Genomic DNA, 14,292 nt, shown 5'->3' with positions numbered 1-14,292 from the left:
AGCAAGAGAAAACATGGAACAACTCGCTCCCCTCATTGCCACCGCCATCAACGCCGGCACGCCGCTGCTGCTGGCGGCGCTGGGCCTGCTGATCAACGAACGCTCGGGCGTGCTCAACCTGGGCGCCGAAGGCATGATGCTGGTCGCCGCGGTGGCCGGCTTCATGGTCGGCTACCAGACCCAGTCGCCGATGCTCGGCTTTGCCGCCGGCGCGCTGGCCGGCATGCTGATGGCCACGCTGTTCTCGTGGCTGGCGCTGGTGCTGGCCACCAACCAGGTCGCCACCGGCCTGGCGCTGTCGATCTTCGGCACCGGGCTGTCGGCCTTCATGGGCCAGCGCTTCGTCGGCTTCGCCATGCCGGCGCAGGCCAAGGCCGTGCCGGGACTGGCCAACCTGCCTTTCTTCGGTCCGGCGTTCTTCCAGCATCACTGGATGGTCTATTTCAGCCTGCTGCTGTGCCTTGCCATCATGTGGTTCCTGTTCCGCACGCGCGCCGGCCTGACGCTGCGCGCGATCGGCGAGTCGCCGGAATCCGCGCACGCGCTGGGCTATCCCGTGCGCACCATCCGCTTCGGCGCGCTGCTGTTCGGCGGCGCCTGCTGCGGGCTGGCGGGCGCCTACCTGTCGCTGGTCTATACCCCGATGTGGGTCGAGAACCTGGTCGCCGGCCGCGGCTGGATCGCGCTGGCGCTGACCACCTTCGCCACCTGGCGTCCGGGCCGCGTGCTGATCGGCGCGTGGCTGTTCGGCGGCGTGACCATCCTGCAGTTCTACCTGCAGGGCATCGGCGTATCGGTGCCCTCGCAGTTCCTGTCGATGCTGCCGTACGCGGCCACCATCGTGGTGCTGGCGCTGATCTCGCGCAACCCCGCGTGGATACGGCTGAACATGCCGGCATCGCTGGGGAAGCCGTTCCGGCCCGGCAATGCCTGATCGCCAGTATCTGATCGATTTTTTTGACGGAAATCCCCGAGCTACCAAACAATTCACACAAGGAGAAATCATGATCGTCACGCGCAGGAAGACCCTGGCGGCGCTGGCCGCCACCGCAGTGCTGGCCCTGGCCGGCTGTGGCAAGAAGGAAGCCGAGAAGCCTGCCGAGACCGCCGGCCCGGCCTCCGCGCCGGCTGCCGCTGCCGCGGGCGAACCGCTCAAGGTCGCCTTCGTCTATATCGGACCGGTCGGCGATGCCGGCTGGACCTACGCGCATGACAACGGCCGCAAGGCCGTGGAAGAAAAATTCGGCAGCAAGGTCAAGACCACCTTCGTCGAAAACGTGCCCGAATCCGCCGCCGACGCCGAGCGCGTGTTCCGCGACCTGGCCAGCCAGGGCAACAAGCTGATCTTCGGCACTACCTTCGGCTACATGGAGTCGATGCTCAAGGTCGCCAAGGAATTCCCGGACGTGAAGTTCGAGCACGCCACCGGCTTCAAGACCGCCGACAACCTGGCCCAGTACGACGTGCGCACCTATGAAGGCGCGTACCTGGCCGGCGTGGTCGCCGGCAAGATGAGCAAGACCGGCAAGATGGGCGTGGTCGCGTCGGTGCCCATCCCAGAAGTGATCCGCAATATCGACTCGTTCACGCTGGGCGCGCGCAGCGTCAATCCGAACGCCACGGTCAAGGTGGTGTGGGTCAACAAGTGGTTCGACCCGGGCAAGGAGCGCGAAGCCGCCACCACGCTGATCGGCCAGGGCGTCGACATGCTGATGCAGAACACCGACTCCGCCGCGGTGGTGCAGACCGCGCAGGAGAAGGGCGTGCATGCCTTCGGCTGGGACAGCGACATGACCAAGTTCGGCGACAAGGCCCACCTGGCCGCGTCGGTGATCTCGTGGGGCGTCTACTACAACAAGGTGGTGGAAGACGTGCTGAACAACCAGTGGAAGAACGGCACCACGTGGTGGGGCCTGAAGGAAGGCATGATCGACCTGAAGTCGTTCAACGCGGTCGTGCCCGAAGATGTGAAGAAGCTGGTCGAGGAGCGCAAGAAGGGCATTGCCGATGGCAGCGCGCCGATCTGGAAGGGTCCGATCAAGGACAACACCGGCAAGGAGCAGCTGGCGAAGGATCAGGTCGCGGATGACAAGTTCCTGCATGGCGTGAAGTTCTACGTCGAGGGTGTAGAAGGGAAGATTCCGGGCTGATCGGTGCACCAAAGCCGCCCGGACTAGCCTAAGCAAGGTGTTCTCCCTCTCCCGCGCGCGGGAGAGGGGAGACAACCGCAGGCATTGGCAGCCGCACCCCCACCGCCTCTCCCATCACATTGCCCCCGCGGAACTTGAAGCCGCCAACAACGGCCCAAGCTATCTGCGTATGCGCCAGTGTCAGGCGCGCGCCATGTGAAGGAGGCCTCTCATGTTGAAGCGATTTTCGGCCCTGTGGACGCTGGTACGCCGCGACGGGCGGCTGTTCTGGTACGCGCTGCGCCACCCGGATGCCCCGGCATGGCTGAAACCCGCGGCGATCGGGCTGCTGCTGTACGCGATTTCGCCGATCGACCTCGTGCCTGACGTGGTCGCCGGGCTTGGCATCATCGACGACGTGGTGCTGATCCCGCTGGCCGTCCACCTGATCCTGAAGCACCTGCCGCCGCATATCCTGCGCCAGGCGCAGGCGCGCGCCACAGCCACCACGGTCCGGCCGCACTGAAGCCGCCAAAGAAAAATCCCCGGGGCACTCGCTGCGCCGGGGATTTTTTATGCCTGAGCGGAACCGGATTCAGCGCGGCAGCAGGATGGTCGAGCCGGTGGTCTTGCGCGCTTCCAGGTCGCGGTGCGCCTGCGCCACTTCCGACAACGCATATTGCTGGCGGATATCGACCTTGACCTTGCCGGTCGTGACCGCATCGAACAGGTCGGCCACCATCGGCTCGAGCAGCTCGCGGTGCACCACGTAGGTCATCAGCGTCGGGCGCGTCAGCCGCAGCGAACCCTTGTTGCCGAGCACTGAGAGGTCGAACGGCGGCACCGGGCCCGAAGCATTGCCGAAGCTCACCATGGTGCCGCGCGGCGCCAGGCAGTCGAGCGAGCCCTGGAACGTGTCCTTGCCGATCGAGTCATAGACCGCCGGCACGCCCTTGCCGTTGGTGATTTCCTTGACGCGGTCGACGAACGACTCGCGCGTGTAGACGATGGTATGGGCGCAGCCGTTGGCGCGCGCCAGCTCTGCCTTCTCGTCCGTGCCGACGGTGCCGATCACGGTCACGCCAAGCGCCTTGAGCCACTGGCTGACGATCAGGCCCACACCGCCGGCAGCCGCGTGCAGCAGCACCGTGTCGCCCGGCTGCGCCTGGTAGCTGTCGCGGATCAGGTATTGCGCGGTCAGGCCCTGCAGCATCATGGCCGCGGCGGTGTCGAACGGGATCGCGTCCGGCAGCCGCACCACGATATCGGCCGGCATCACGCGCACCTGCGCATACGCGCCGGTCGGACGGCCGGCATAGGCGACGCGGTCGCCCACGCTCACGTGGCCGACGCCCTCCCCCACGGCCTCGACCACTCCCGCGCCTTCCATGCCCAGGCCGCCCGGCAGCGGCTGCTTGTACAGGCCGGTGCGGAAATAGACGTCGATGTAGTTCAGGCCCACCGCTTCGTGGCGCACGCGCACCTGGCCGGGGCCGGGCTCGCCCACTTCCACATCGACCCACTGCATGACTTCAGGACCGCCGGTCTGCTCGATCCGGATGGCTTTGCTCATCTGCGTCGCTCCTAATTGTGGTGTTGCATCGATCGGGGGAATTCAGCTTGCCTGCGCGCCGTCGGCCTCGTTGGCCAGGCCCGCGATCAACAGTTCGGCAGTAGCCACGTTGGTCGCGCACGGCACGTTGTGCACGTCGCACGCGCGCACCAGCGCGTTGATGTCGGGTTCATGCGGCTGCGGCGTCATCGGGTCGCGCAGGAACACCACGGCGCGCACGCGCCCTTCGGCCAGCTGCGCGCCGATCTGCAGGTCGCCGCCCCACGGCCCCGACAGCATGCGCGTCACTTCCAGTCCGACCTCGTCGATCAGGCGGCCGCCGGTCGTGCCGGTGGCCAGCAGCTCGCATTGCGAGAGGAACGCGCGATGGCGCGTGGCGAAGGCGACGATATCGTCCTTCTTGTGGTCGTGGGCGATCAGCGCGATGCGAGGGCGTGTCATCAGTAATTCCTGGTTGGGGTGGTGAGACTGCAGCAGGCTGGTGGAAATCAGAACGTGCCGGGGTAGGCGCCGCCGTCGATCAGCAGGTTCTGCCCGGTGATATAGGCAGCCTGGCGGCTGCACAGGAAGGCGCAGGCAGCGCCGAACTCGGCCGGCTCGCCGAAGCGGCGCGTCGGGTTCTGCGCGGCACGGCGCTGCGCCACTTCCTCGACGCTCAGGCCGGCCTTCTGGGCGCCGCCTTCCATGGTCTTGCGCAGGCGATCGGTATTGAACGGCCCGGGCAGCAGGTTGTTGATGGTCACGCCATGCTGCGCCACTTCGCGCGCCACGCCCGCGACAAAGCCGGTCAGGCCCGAGCGCGCGCCGTTGGACAGCCCCAGCACGTCGATCGGCGCCTTGACCGCGCCGCTGGTGATATTGATGATGCGGCCCCACTTGCGCGCGATCATGCCGTCGACGGTGGCCTTGATCAGCTCGATCGGGGTCAGCATGTTGGCGTCGAGCGCGGCGAGCCAGTCGCTGCGCTCCCAGTCGCGAAAGTTGCCCGGCGGCGGGCCGCCGGCGTTGTTGACCAGGATGTCGAGGTCGCCCAGCCTGGCGGCGGCGTCCAGCGCCGCCTTGCGGCCTTCGGGCGTGGTGATGTCGGTCGCCACCGCGATCACGCGGCGGCCATGGCGGGCGCGCAGGTCGGCGGCGGCCTTCTCCAGCGCCTCGGCGCCGCGCGCCACGATCACCACGTCAACGCCTTCCGCCGCGAGGGCGTCGGCGCAGGCCAGGCCAAGGCCCTTGCTGGCGCCGCACACCAGCGCATGCTTGCCACGCAATCCCATGTCCATGTGTTTCTCCTTTGTCTGTTGTGTTGGTACGGCCGGGAGCGCCCGGCCGATGCATCAATTTCTCTTTGCCGAGAGCAGGTACATGCCGCCCATCACCAGCGCGCCGCCGGCCAGCTGCACGCCGCTGATCGGCTCGCCCAGCAGCCAGTAGCCGAGCAACAGCGTCGATACCGGGCCGATCATGCCGGCCTGCGAGGCCAGCGGCGCACCGATGCGCGCCACCGCGACCATGGTCATCGACACGGGCAGCACCGTGCAGAACACCGCATTGACGAGTGACAGCCACATCACCGGCGCCGGCTGCGCCAGCTCGGCCACGGGCCGGCCCAGCGCCACATACTGGATCACGCAGCAGGCGGTGGACACGCACATCGCATAGGCCACCAGCCGCAGCGAGCCGATGCGCCGCACCAGCTCGCCGCTCAGGATCAGGTAGACAGCGTACGTCATGGCACTGCCCAGGACCAGCGCGCCGCCCAGCCACACCTGGCCGCCGCTGACGTCGAGGTCATGGGCAAAGACCAGTACGATGCCGGCATACGCCAGCAGCAGCGACAGCCACTGGCGCGAACTGATCGGCCGCCGGAACACCAGCGCGGTGGCCAGCAGCACGAACGACGGCGTCAGGAACAGGATCAGCCGCTCCAGCCCGGCGGTGATGTACTGCAGGCCGATGAAATCCAGGAAGCTCGACAGGTAATAGCCGATGAAGCCGAGGAACACCACGCGCCCGCGGTCCGCCCACGACAGCGGCGCCAGGCGGCGCGACTGCCACCAGCCGATCGCCATGAACAGCGGCACGGCGAACAGCATGCGCAGCGTCAGCACCATCACGGCATCGACGTTGTAGCGGTACATCAGCTTGGCGACGATCGCCTTGGCGGAGAACAGCACCGCGCCGACGGCGGCGATGGCAAGACCCGCGCGCTGCGGCGACGGCAGCGCGGCAGGCGCGGCGAGGGACTTCTGGGAGACGGACACGGGAATACGTGGAAAGCGGGCCGCAGGGCCGGCGCACCGGCCCCGCGCGGCCCCGCGAAGCGACCCGACGATTGTATTCGAAAAGACGCAACCGCATCGGCGGTGCCCCCGGCCCTGCCCTGCCTGCGGCCTATCCCCTACAATGGCCGCGCGCCGCCTGCGTCACGGCCGGCGCCACAATAACAACCCCAGGAGACTTCTCGCCATGCCAATCCACCCCGCACACGCCGGCCGCCGCGCGCTGCTGCTCGCTGCCCTGACCGGGGCCGCGGCGCTCGCCGCCAGCTTCAGCGCCGCCGCCGCGCCCGGCGACGGCTATCCGTCCCGTCCGATCCGCTTTGTCGTGCCCTACGCCGCCGGCGGCACCACCGACCTGGTGGCGCGCACGGTCGGCCAGCGCGTGGGCGAGAAGCTCGGCCAGCCGGTGGTGATCGAAAACCGCCCCGGCGCCGGCGGCAACGTAGGCATGGACGCGGTGGCCAAGGCCGCGCCGGACGGCTACACCATCGGCTTCGGCGCGATCTCCACCAACGCGCTCAACCCGCATATCTACAAGCAGGTGCCGTTCGACCCGCGCAAGGACTTCACCGCGATCAGCCTGCTCGGCACGTCGACCATCGTGCTGGAGGTCAGCCCGGCGCTGCCGGTGAAGACCGTCAAGGAACTGGTGGCCTACGCCAAGGCCAACCCGGGGCTGACCTATGCGACGGCGGGCACCGGCACCTCGATGCACCTGGCCGGCGCGATGTTCGCGCAGATGACGCAGACCAGCCTGACGCATGCGCCTTACAAGGGCAGCAGCCCGGCCATCAACGACATGCTGGGCGGCCATATCAGCGTGATGTTCGACAACCTGCCGGCATCGCTGCCGCATATCCAGGCGGGCAAGCTGCGTGCGCTGGCGGTGGCCGGCAAGCAGCGCTCGCCTTCGCTGCCCGACGTGCCGACGCTGGCCGAGGCGGGCTTGCAGGGCTATGCGGTCGAGCCATGGTTCGGGGTCTTTGGTCCGGCCAACCTGCCGGCGCCGGTGGTGCAGGCGCTGAACAGCGCCTTCGTCGAGGCGCTGGCCCGTCCCGATGTGCGCGAGAAGCTGGTGCAGGCGGGCTTCAATCCCAAGGGATCGAGCGCGGCCGAACTGCAGGCGCTGACGCAGTCGGAATACGAGCGCTTCGGCACGGTGGCGAAGACTGCCGGGATCACTGTGGAGTAGTAGCAGTAGCGGACCAGCAGGCAGCGGATATACTCGGGGCACGCTCATCCAACGCATCACCATCGACGTGCCCAACCCCTCCGCATCCTCCGCATCGTCAGCAGACCAGGCCGCCCCCGACTACGATTTCACCGAGCAGGTGGGCCACCTGCTGCGCCGCGCGTACCAGCGCCACGTGGCGATCTTCCAGCAGACCATCCCGGATTCGCAGCTCACCGCGGCGCAGTTCGTGGTGCTGTGCGCGGTCAGGGACCGGCAGCCGTGCTCGCTGAATGAAGTGGTGCGCGCCACGGCGATCGACCAGGCGACGGTGCGCGGCATCATCGAGCGGCTGAAGGCACGCAAGCTGATTGCGGTGTCGCATGACCCGAACGACCGGCGCAAGGTGGTGGTGACGGTGACCCCCGGGGGGCTGGCGTTGATCGACGAGACGGTGCCGTTTGCGAAGCAGATCTCGGAGCAGACGTTTGGCAGCCTGAATCCGGCGGAGCGAGTGGCGGTGACTTACCTGCTGCGGAAGATGAGCGAGATCGATGAGGGGAATGGCGGCGTGTAAGTGAGACCTCCACCATGCCGCCGGTTTGCTCCCTCTCCCGCTTGCGGGAGAGGGAGCAAACCACCAGTTGGTTAAGGGCGCTCGCTCCTTAGCGCCGCCAACACTGTCTCCGGCACGAACGGCGGCCGCCGCAGACGCACGCCGATCGCATCGAACAACGCATTGGCAATTGCCGGCGCCCCCGGCAGCGATGCCGACTCCCCTGCCCCCATCGGCGGCTCTTCCTGCCGCGGCATCAGCACCACCTCGATCGGCGGGATCTCCGGAAAGGTCAGCAACGGATAGCTGCCCCACTCGCGGCTGGCGACACCGTCGGCGTCGAAGCGCACCTGCTCCTTCAACACCCGGCTCAAGGCCTGCACCACGTTGCCGTGGATCTGGTGGCGCACGCCGTCCGGGTTGACCATCATGCCGGTGTCCTGCCCGACCACCAGTTTCTCCACGGCGATGCGGCCCGTTGCCGCCTCCACCGCCACGTCGACCACCCATGCCGCCCATGCCGCGCCGAAGCCTGGGAAGCGGCTGTGGATATAGCGCGCATAGGCAACGCCGCGCCCGCGCAGCATGCCGTCGTTGCCAGCCTTGCCACGCGAACCGTGCGCGCCCCGCTGCCAGCCCGCCGCGTCGGCCACCGCGCGCAGCAGTTCGGCTGCGCGCGTGTCCGGCAAATGACGCAGCCGGAAATCGATCGGATCGGCGCCGGCTTCGGCAGCCAGTTCATCGATCACGCATTCATGCGCGAACGAATTCGGCAGCGCCGATACGCCACGCAACCATGACGCGCGCACGATGGCGGGCGTGTCGTCGCAGCCGATGCGGCGCGCGCGGTAGTCATACGGCGGCACCGCGGTGCGGTCGCCCATTTCCAGCGTGCGCGGCGCGTTGGGCACGATGCCGGCGAGCACCAGCGCCAGCGTCGGCGCATCGTTGGACGGATAGCGGCTGGTGAAGTCATAGCCGAGCAGTTCGCCGTCGGCGCCCAGCGTTGCGCTGACATCCATCAGCTGGGCCGCGCCCTTGGGTTCCCACAGGTGCTCCTGCTCGCGCGACAGCTGCACGCGCACCGGATGGCCGACGGCGCGCGACAGCAGCGCGGCATCGGCGCAGACATCGTCCGCGCAATTGCGGCCGTAGCAGCCCGAGGCTTCCATGCGCACGATCTCGATGCGGTCCTCGCCCAGCCCGCACAGGCGTGCCAGGTCGATGCGCAGAACATGCGGATTCTGCGTGCCCGACCATACCGTCAGGCCATCCTCATGCCAGTCCGCAACCGCGCATGAGGGGCCGATCGAACCGTGCATCTGGTATGGCCAGACGTAATGGCGATCCAGCGTCTTGCCGGTACCGGCCGCAGGCATCTCGCCGTCATTCAGCAGTTCGCGCCGCGTTGCGGGGTTGGCGCGCAGCGCGGGTTCAGGGTCGGCGAGCGACGGCATCGGCGGCACGGGTTTCCACTGCACCCGCAGCTTGCGCGCGGCAAGCACCGCGTACTCTTCACGCTCGGCCACCACGCCGACGAAGTCGCCCTGCACCACCACGTCGACCAGTCCCGGCACATCGCGCACCGATTCGCGGTCGACCGCGAGCAGGCTGTTGCCGACGAAGCCGCCGCTGTCGCGCCCGGCGTAAGGTGGCCGCACCACGCGCCCATGCAGCATGCCGGGCACGCGCACGTCATGGACGAAAGTCAGCACGCCGCGTGCCTTGTCGGGGATATCGACGCGTCCGGCCGGGCGGCCGACGATGCGGTAGGACTCCACCGGCTTGATCGGCACGTCATCGGCCAACGGCAGCGCCACGTGCTCGCCTTGCACCAGCGCGCCATAGCCGATGGCGGCGCCGGACCCGCGCACGCGGAACTCGCCATCCTGCGCTTCGAGCTGGTCGGGCGCCACGCCGAGCTGTTGCGCGGCGCGCGCCAGCAGCCACGCGCGCGCCTGCGCCGCGGCGCGGCGCAGCGGGATGGCGGAAATCTGGATCGATGCGCTGGCGATGGTCGGGCCCTGGTTGGGCGTGGCCTCGGTATGGCCCAGCACCATGCGCACCTGCGGCAGCGGCACGTCGAGTTCTTCCGCCACGATCTGCGCCAGCGCCGTGCGGATGCCGGTGCCAAGGTCGACATGGCCGTTGAAGGCCAGCACCTCGCCACTGTCGCGCACGGCGATGAAGATATCGGGCAGCGCCGGCACGTAGTCCGACGCCGCGCCGGGCTGGCCGGGCGCGGGACGCGCCGCCGCCTGCGGCGCGCGCGTGACCAGCAGCACGCCGACGGCCTGCAGCAACGCCAGCCGCAGTGCGCGCGGCGTGGCGGGATCGGCCTGTGCCGCGGGTTGCAGCGTTGTTGCGGTCATCGTCTTCCCATCTCCTTCAACGGGGCCCCCGTTATACTGCCAGCCAACGGAGTCAGAGCCACCCAATCATCATGACGAACACCACCGCGGCGAAACCTGCCGCCAAGCAGGCTCCCAAGCGGGCTGCCCCAGGCACGCGGGCCAGGCAGGCGCAGGACAGCCGCGACCGCATCCTGAAAGCGGCGATCAAGGTCTTCGCCCAGCGCGGCTATGACGGCGGCCGCATCGAACGCATTTCGTCGCTGGCCAAGACCTATGACCGGATGATCTACTACTACTTCGGCAGCAAGGAAAAGCTGTTCGTCGAAGTGCTGGAGACCATCTACCTGCAGCTCAACGAAGCCGAGCAGCAGCTCGAGCAGGAACTCGACGCCGCCGACCCGGTGCGCGCGCTGTCGCAGCTGGTCGACTTCATCTGGCAGTACTACCTCGACCACCCCGAATTCGTCGCGATCCTGTCCAGCGAGAACATGAGCCAGGGCAAGCACGCGAAGAAGTCGGTCCGCCTCAAGGAAATCTCCAGCTACGCGCTGTCGGTGCTCGACGGGATCCTCACACGCGGCAAGTCCGCCGGGCTATTCCGTCCCGAGACCGGCGCGCGCGATGTCTACATGGTGATCGCCTCGCTCGGCTACTTCTACAACTCCAACCATCATACGCTCAGCGCCTTCCTGGGCGAGGCCATGATGAGCCCGCCCGCCTTGGCGCACTGGCGCGATGTGATCCAGCAGACAGTGCTGCGCACGGTGACGCTGCCCGGCGCCGTGCCGGAAGCCAGCGTGCCGCCGGCTACGCCGGCGCGCAAGGCCGCACGCAACAGGCGCGCGGCTGCAGGCTGAGACGCGGCGCCGGGTCGCCTCAGGCGGCGGCGCGGACGCCCTCACCCGCAATCCGCGCCAGCGCCTCGTCGCGCGCCAGCACGGTCGCGTACTTCTGCGCCATGTCGAACAGGTTGGCATCGTGCGGCCCGATGGCGCGGTCGCCCACGCAATCGGACACCACCAGCGGGCGGAAGCCCAGCGACATCGCATCGACCACGCTGGCGCGCACGCAGCCGCTGGTGACGCAGCCGGCCACCAGCAGCGTCTGCACGCCGCGCTGCGTCAGCCACGCCGCCAGCGAGGTGCCGAAGAACGCCGACGGCACCGTCTTGCGCACCACCAGCTCGCCCGGCGCGGGCACGAGCTCGGGCACGAGCTGGCTGTTGTGGCCATCTTCCTTCAGCGTCAGCATGCCGGGCACCTTCAGCGTGAAGATGTTGTGGTCACTGTCGTCGTCGGCGAACACGATGCGGCTGTGCGCCACCGGCCAGCCCTGCTCGCGCGCGGCGCGCAGCAGCGGCTGCGTGTTGCGGATTGCCTCGGGGATATTGCCGCCACCGAACACGGCCGGGTCGGCAAAGCCGTTGACGAAGTCGATGATCAGCAGCCCGTACGGCGCTTTCAATTCCATCGACGCGCCGAACCCTTGGCGCTGGTAGGTCTGCACTGCGTCATCCATGGCGCGAATCCTTGTAGAGCGATGCGGCGGGAGCATGGTGCCCGTCCATCACCTTGCCGCGCACCACCACCGGCTCGCCGTCGAGGCTGACCGTGCAGTGGCGCACCGGGATATCGATATGGCAGGCAGTGGTGCGGCTGCCGCCTGCCTCGTTGTTGGGGCCGAACGAGCACAGGAAATTGCCTTCATACGCACGCGCGTCCATGCCGATGGTGGCCTCGCGGTCGTACATCGCCAGCGCCGACCAGCTGGCGCGCGGCTGCAGGCCCCAGCCGATATGCGACATCGCATACGCTTCCGGGTCGTTGAACGAGGCCATGTAGTCGGCCAGCAGCTCGGCATCGACACCGCCTTCGATGCGGCGCACGTAGCCGGCCTCCACCGTGATGCGGATCGGCGCCTGCAGATAGGACTTCATCGGCAGCAGGATGTCGCCGCGGTCCAGCACGATGGTGCCGTTGGTGCCGCCCTCGTCCGGCCAGGTCAGCACGAAGCCGCTCGGCCAGTGGTCCCAGCGGCCGGGCTCGTCGACAAAGCCGTACTCGCTGATTGCCGGGAATTCACCCAGCCTGCAGCGCAGATCCATGCCCGCCTCGGACACGATATGCATCTCTCCCGCGCGGCCCAGCCGTTCAGTGGCAGCCTTGACGCGGGCGCGGTCGGCCTCGGTCGGCACCAACCGGGCCAGCACTTCGGGCGGCTCCACCGCCAGCAGGATCTTGGTGCCGCCGGACAGTATCTCGTGCTGCTCGGGCGAGAACAGCAGCGTCATCAGGTCCAGCACCAAATCGCTTGCTTTCAATGCGGCAATCGCCGCCGGATTGCCGGTCAGCGGCGTGGTGCCGAGATAGGCTAGTGCGTCGCGGCTGAGCGCCTTCTCGCCGTTAACCGGCGGCAGGTCGAGCCGGTTGACGATGGCGCCCATCGACTGCGCCGCCACCATCGCCGTACGCAGCGTCTGCGGATGCGTGGCCGCGCCGGTCAGCACGGTGACGGTCTGCCCCGGCTGCAGCTTCGACAGCGTCAGCACCTGCTTCCACGCTGCGGTCAGGTCGTAATCGCTTACGGGCATGTTCCCTCCTTGATCAGTTCAGCGCCGCGCCGAGGAAGTCGCCGAAGGCACGATAGAAGCCGGGCTCATCGTCCCACGGGATCATGTGGCCGGCATTGGCGACATGCGCGACCAGCAGCGCGGGCAGCAGCCTGCGCATTTCCTGCACGTCTTCCTCGCGGATCACGTCGCCGCGGCCCGCGGTCATCAGCAGGACCGGCACATCGACCTGCGGCAGGTCGGCGTGGATATCGTCTTCATGGAAGCCGTTGAAGCTGGCCAGGATCGCGCGCTCGTCGCAGGTATGCAGCCATTGCGCGCGCAGGCGCAGCTGGTCTTCAGTCCATGTGGGGCAGAAGCGGCGCATGCCTTCCGCGTCGATGCCCTGCTGTGCCAGCCGGATCGAATCGATGTACCACGGCAATTGCGCCGGATAGGCGCGGCGCCCCGGGCCCGACACCGGCGGATCGACCAGCACCAGCCGCGTCAGGCCAGCGGGCTTGCTATGCGCGGCGCGGATGCCGATGCGCGCGCCCATGGAATGGCCGACGATGGCGTAGCGCTGCAGCCCGAGCGCTTCGGCAAACGCGATCACGTCGGCGGCCTGCGCATCGAGGCTATAGTCCAGCTCCGCGCCGGCCTGCGACAGCCCGCGGCCGCGCACGTCGAGCACATAGGTATCGAACTGCCGCCCGAACTGCTCGCCGACGAAGCCCCACGTGACCGCCGGGCTGGTGATGCCGGGCACGATGATCAAGGCATCGCGCTGCGCGCGCGCGCCGTCCTGGCCGCCATAGCGCAGGTAGTGCTGCCGGATGCCGTTGGCATGGACGTTGCCGCCGTAAAGGAAAGTACTGGTCGCCATGGCCGGCTCCTTCAGTAGGCGCCGGACAGCAGCGCGCCCGCGCCCGGCACCACCGGCTCGAGGCCCAGGCGCTTGAGCATTGCATAGGTGGTGGCGATGGCGGCGGTGACCACCGGCTTGCCCGTCATTGCCTCGACCTTGGCCACCGCCGGCAGCGACGGCATCTGTACGCAGGCGGACAGCACGATCACGTCGGCATCGGCGAAATCCATCTGCGCGACGATCTCCGGCAGCCGCGACGGATCGTGGCGGCCGACGTCGAGGTTGTCGGGGATCTCCAGCGCGCGGTAGTCGACCACCTCGTAGCCCTCATTGCGGATGTAGTCGACCACCAGCTCGGTCAGCGGCTTCATGTACGGCGCCACCACGGCGATGCGCCTGGCGCCCATCACCTTGAGCGCATCGACCAGCGCGCCGGCGCTGGTGATCACCGGCGCGTCGCCGCCGTTCTCGGCGGTGTGCGCCTGCAGCCGCTGCTCGGAGACGCGGTGGTAGCCGTGGCCCATCGCCATGATCGCCACCAGGCAGGCATAGCCGAGCACGTCGACGCGGGCGTCGCTCAGCTCCACCGCGCAGCGGTCGGATTCGGCATCCATGGCCGCCAGTTCCTCCTTGACCACCTTCTTCATCCGCATGCGGCTGCCGTGGAAGGTGAAGCGCTCCGGACGCACCTGCTGGCGCGCGGCCAGCATCGCCGGGATCTCGGTTTCCATCGTGGTGTTGGAGCTCGGCACGATCTGGCCGATTCGGAAAACTTTCTGCACTGTCGACTCCGTTATCTGTTTGTCTGTCTACCCGC

15 protein-coding genes are annotated in these 14,292 nt (G+C 68.1%); 6 read left to right on the top strand and 9 right to left on the bottom strand.

The window, feature by feature from the left end; all coding sequences use genetic code 11:
- Nucleotides 1–13: 13 nt before the first annotated feature.
- From E0W60_RS14830 to E0W60_RS14820, 3 genes are all read left to right on the top strand, one after another.
- Nucleotides 14–934 (top strand): ABC transporter permease, encoded by a 921-nt coding sequence (locus E0W60_RS14830; protein ID WP_133094069.1) that lies wholly within the window; start codon nt 14–16, stop codon nt 932–934.
- Nucleotides 935–1,004: 70 nt separating this feature from the next.
- A complete protein-coding gene (locus tag E0W60_RS14825; RefSeq protein ID WP_135704817.1) occupies nt 1,005–2,150 on the top strand; it encodes a BMP family ABC transporter substrate-binding protein in 1,146 nt (381 codons plus the stop codon).
- Nucleotides 2,151–2,361: 211 nt separating this feature from the next.
- Nucleotides 2,362–2,655, top strand: a complete 294-nt coding sequence (locus E0W60_RS14820; protein WP_135704816.1) for a YkvA family protein — start codon at nt 2,362–2,364, stop codon at nt 2,653–2,655.
- Between the two features lie 69 nt (nt 2,656–2,724).
- Here the strand turns inward: E0W60_RS14820 and E0W60_RS14815 are convergent, their stop codons facing one another.
- Genes E0W60_RS14815 through E0W60_RS14800 form a run of 4 tightly spaced genes read right to left on the bottom strand, consistent with a single transcriptional unit; the run spans nt 2,725 to nt 5,921 of the window.
- Nucleotides 2,725–3,702: a quinone oxidoreductase family protein gene (locus E0W60_RS14815; RefSeq protein ID WP_133094067.1), complete on the bottom strand. Its 978-nt coding sequence runs from the start codon at nt 3,700–3,702 to the stop codon at nt 2,725–2,727.
- A 42-nt stretch (nt 3,703–3,744) separates the two neighbouring features.
- Nucleotides 3,745–4,146, bottom strand: coding sequence for a methylglyoxal synthase (locus tag E0W60_RS14810; RefSeq protein WP_195428350.1), 402 nt, complete (start codon nt 4,144–4,146; stop codon nt 3,745–3,747).
- A 44-nt stretch (nt 4,147–4,190) separates the two neighbouring features.
- Nucleotides 4,191–4,979: an SDR family oxidoreductase gene (locus E0W60_RS14805; protein ID WP_133094065.1), complete on the bottom strand. Its 789-nt coding sequence runs from the start codon at nt 4,977–4,979 to the stop codon at nt 4,191–4,193.
- Nucleotides 4,980–5,033: 54 nt separating this feature from the next.
- Complete coding sequence (locus E0W60_RS14800; RefSeq protein WP_133094238.1) at nt 5,034–5,921, bottom strand: DMT family transporter; 888 nt, start codon at nt 5,919–5,921, stop codon at nt 5,034–5,036.
- Nucleotides 5,922–6,165: 244 nt separating this feature from the next.
- Here E0W60_RS14800 and E0W60_RS14795 point away from each other — a divergent pair, with 244 nt between their 5' ends.
- On the top strand, nt 6,166–7,170 hold the full coding sequence (locus tag E0W60_RS14795; protein ID WP_135704815.1) for a Bug family tripartite tricarboxylate transporter substrate binding protein: 1,005 nt from the start codon (nt 6,166–6,168) through the stop codon (nt 7,168–7,170).
- Between the two features lie 67 nt (nt 7,171–7,237).
- Complete coding sequence (locus tag E0W60_RS14790; RefSeq protein WP_133094063.1) at nt 7,238–7,726, top strand: MarR family winged helix-turn-helix transcriptional regulator; 489 nt, start codon at nt 7,238–7,240, stop codon at nt 7,724–7,726.
- A 71-nt stretch (nt 7,727–7,797) separates the two neighbouring features.
- On the opposite strand, the gene E0W60_RS14785 is transcribed toward E0W60_RS14790, so the two are convergent.
- Nucleotides 7,798–10,077, bottom strand: coding sequence for a xanthine dehydrogenase family protein molybdopterin-binding subunit (locus E0W60_RS14785; protein ID WP_135704814.1), 2,280 nt, complete (start codon nt 10,075–10,077; stop codon nt 7,798–7,800).
- Nucleotides 10,078–10,148: 71 nt separating this feature from the next.
- Between E0W60_RS14785 and E0W60_RS14780 the strand changes: the two genes are divergently transcribed.
- A complete protein-coding gene (locus E0W60_RS14780) occupies nt 10,149–10,916 on the top strand; it encodes a TetR/AcrR family transcriptional regulator (protein WP_135704813.1) in 768 nt (255 codons plus the stop codon).
- 19 nt (nt 10,917–10,935) lie between these two features.
- Here E0W60_RS14780 and E0W60_RS14775 read toward each other — a convergent pair whose 3' ends face one another.
- The 4 genes from E0W60_RS14775 to E0W60_RS14760 are packed head-to-tail and all read right to left on the bottom strand — an operon-like array spanning nt 10,936 to nt 14,257.
- Complete coding sequence (locus E0W60_RS14775) at nt 10,936–11,577, bottom strand: N-carbamoylsarcosine amidohydrolase (RefSeq protein ID WP_133094060.1); 642 nt, start codon at nt 11,575–11,577, stop codon at nt 10,936–10,938.
- A complete protein-coding gene (locus E0W60_RS14770; protein WP_135704812.1) occupies nt 11,570–12,649 on the bottom strand; it encodes a 2,5-dihydroxypyridine 5,6-dioxygenase in 1,080 nt (359 codons plus the stop codon). Before E0W60_RS14770 ends, E0W60_RS14775 begins: the two co-directional genes overlap by 8 nt.
- Nucleotides 12,650–12,662: 13 nt before the next feature.
- Nucleotides 12,663–13,493, bottom strand: a complete 831-nt coding sequence (locus E0W60_RS14765) for an alpha/beta fold hydrolase (protein ID WP_133094058.1) — start codon at nt 13,491–13,493, stop codon at nt 12,663–12,665.
- Between the two features lie 11 nt (nt 13,494–13,504).
- Entirely contained in the window at nt 13,505–14,257 is a 753-nt protein-coding gene (locus tag E0W60_RS14760; protein ID WP_135704811.1) for a maleate cis-trans isomerase family protein, read from the bottom strand.
- Nucleotides 14,258–14,292: the final 35 nt, after the last annotated feature.

Source organism: Cupriavidus oxalaticus, from assembly GCF_004768545.1.
Lineage (GTDB): Bacteria > Pseudomonadota > Gammaproteobacteria > Burkholderiales > Burkholderiaceae > Cupriavidus > Cupriavidus oxalaticus_A.
The sequence above is the reverse complement of the archived record's forward strand: the minus strand, read 5'-3'. Positions and strand labels throughout refer to the sequence as shown.

Bases quoted from the DNA above. Each gene is read 5' to 3' on its own strand.
- E0W60_RS14825 (WP_135704817.1), top strand. From the start codon at position 1,005: ATGATCGTCACGCGCAGGAAGACCCTGGCGGCGCTGGCCGCCACCGCA.
- E0W60_RS14770 (WP_135704812.1), bottom strand. From the start codon at position 12,649: ATGCCCGTAAGCGATTACGACCTGACCGCAGCGTGGAAGCAGGTGCTG.
- E0W60_RS14775 (WP_133094060.1), bottom strand. From the start codon at position 11,577: ATGGATGACGCAGTGCAGACCTACCAGCGCCAAGGGTTCGGCGCGTCG.
- E0W60_RS14805 (WP_133094065.1), bottom strand. From the start codon at position 4,979: ATGGACATGGGATTGCGTGGCAAGCATGCGCTGGTGTGCGGCGCCAGC.
- E0W60_RS14815 (WP_133094067.1), bottom strand. From the start codon at position 3,702: ATGAGCAAAGCCATCCGGATCGAGCAGACCGGCGGTCCTGAAGTCATG.
- E0W60_RS14780 (WP_135704813.1), top strand. From the start codon at position 10,149: ATGACGAACACCACCGCGGCGAAACCTGCCGCCAAGCAGGCTCCCAAG.
- E0W60_RS14830 (WP_133094069.1), top strand. From the start codon at position 14: ATGGAACAACTCGCTCCCCTCATTGCCACCGCCATCAACGCCGGCACG.
- E0W60_RS14820 (WP_135704816.1), top strand. From the start codon at position 2,362: ATGTTGAAGCGATTTTCGGCCCTGTGGACGCTGGTACGCCGCGACGGG.
- E0W60_RS14785 (WP_135704814.1), bottom strand. From the start codon at position 10,077: ATGACCGCAACAACGCTGCAACCCGCGGCACAGGCCGATCCCGCCACG.
- E0W60_RS14795 (WP_135704815.1), top strand. From the start codon at position 6,166: ATGCCAATCCACCCCGCACACGCCGGCCGCCGCGCGCTGCTGCTCGCT.
- E0W60_RS14765 (WP_133094058.1), bottom strand. From the start codon at position 13,493: ATGGCGACCAGTACTTTCCTTTACGGCGGCAACGTCCATGCCAACGGC.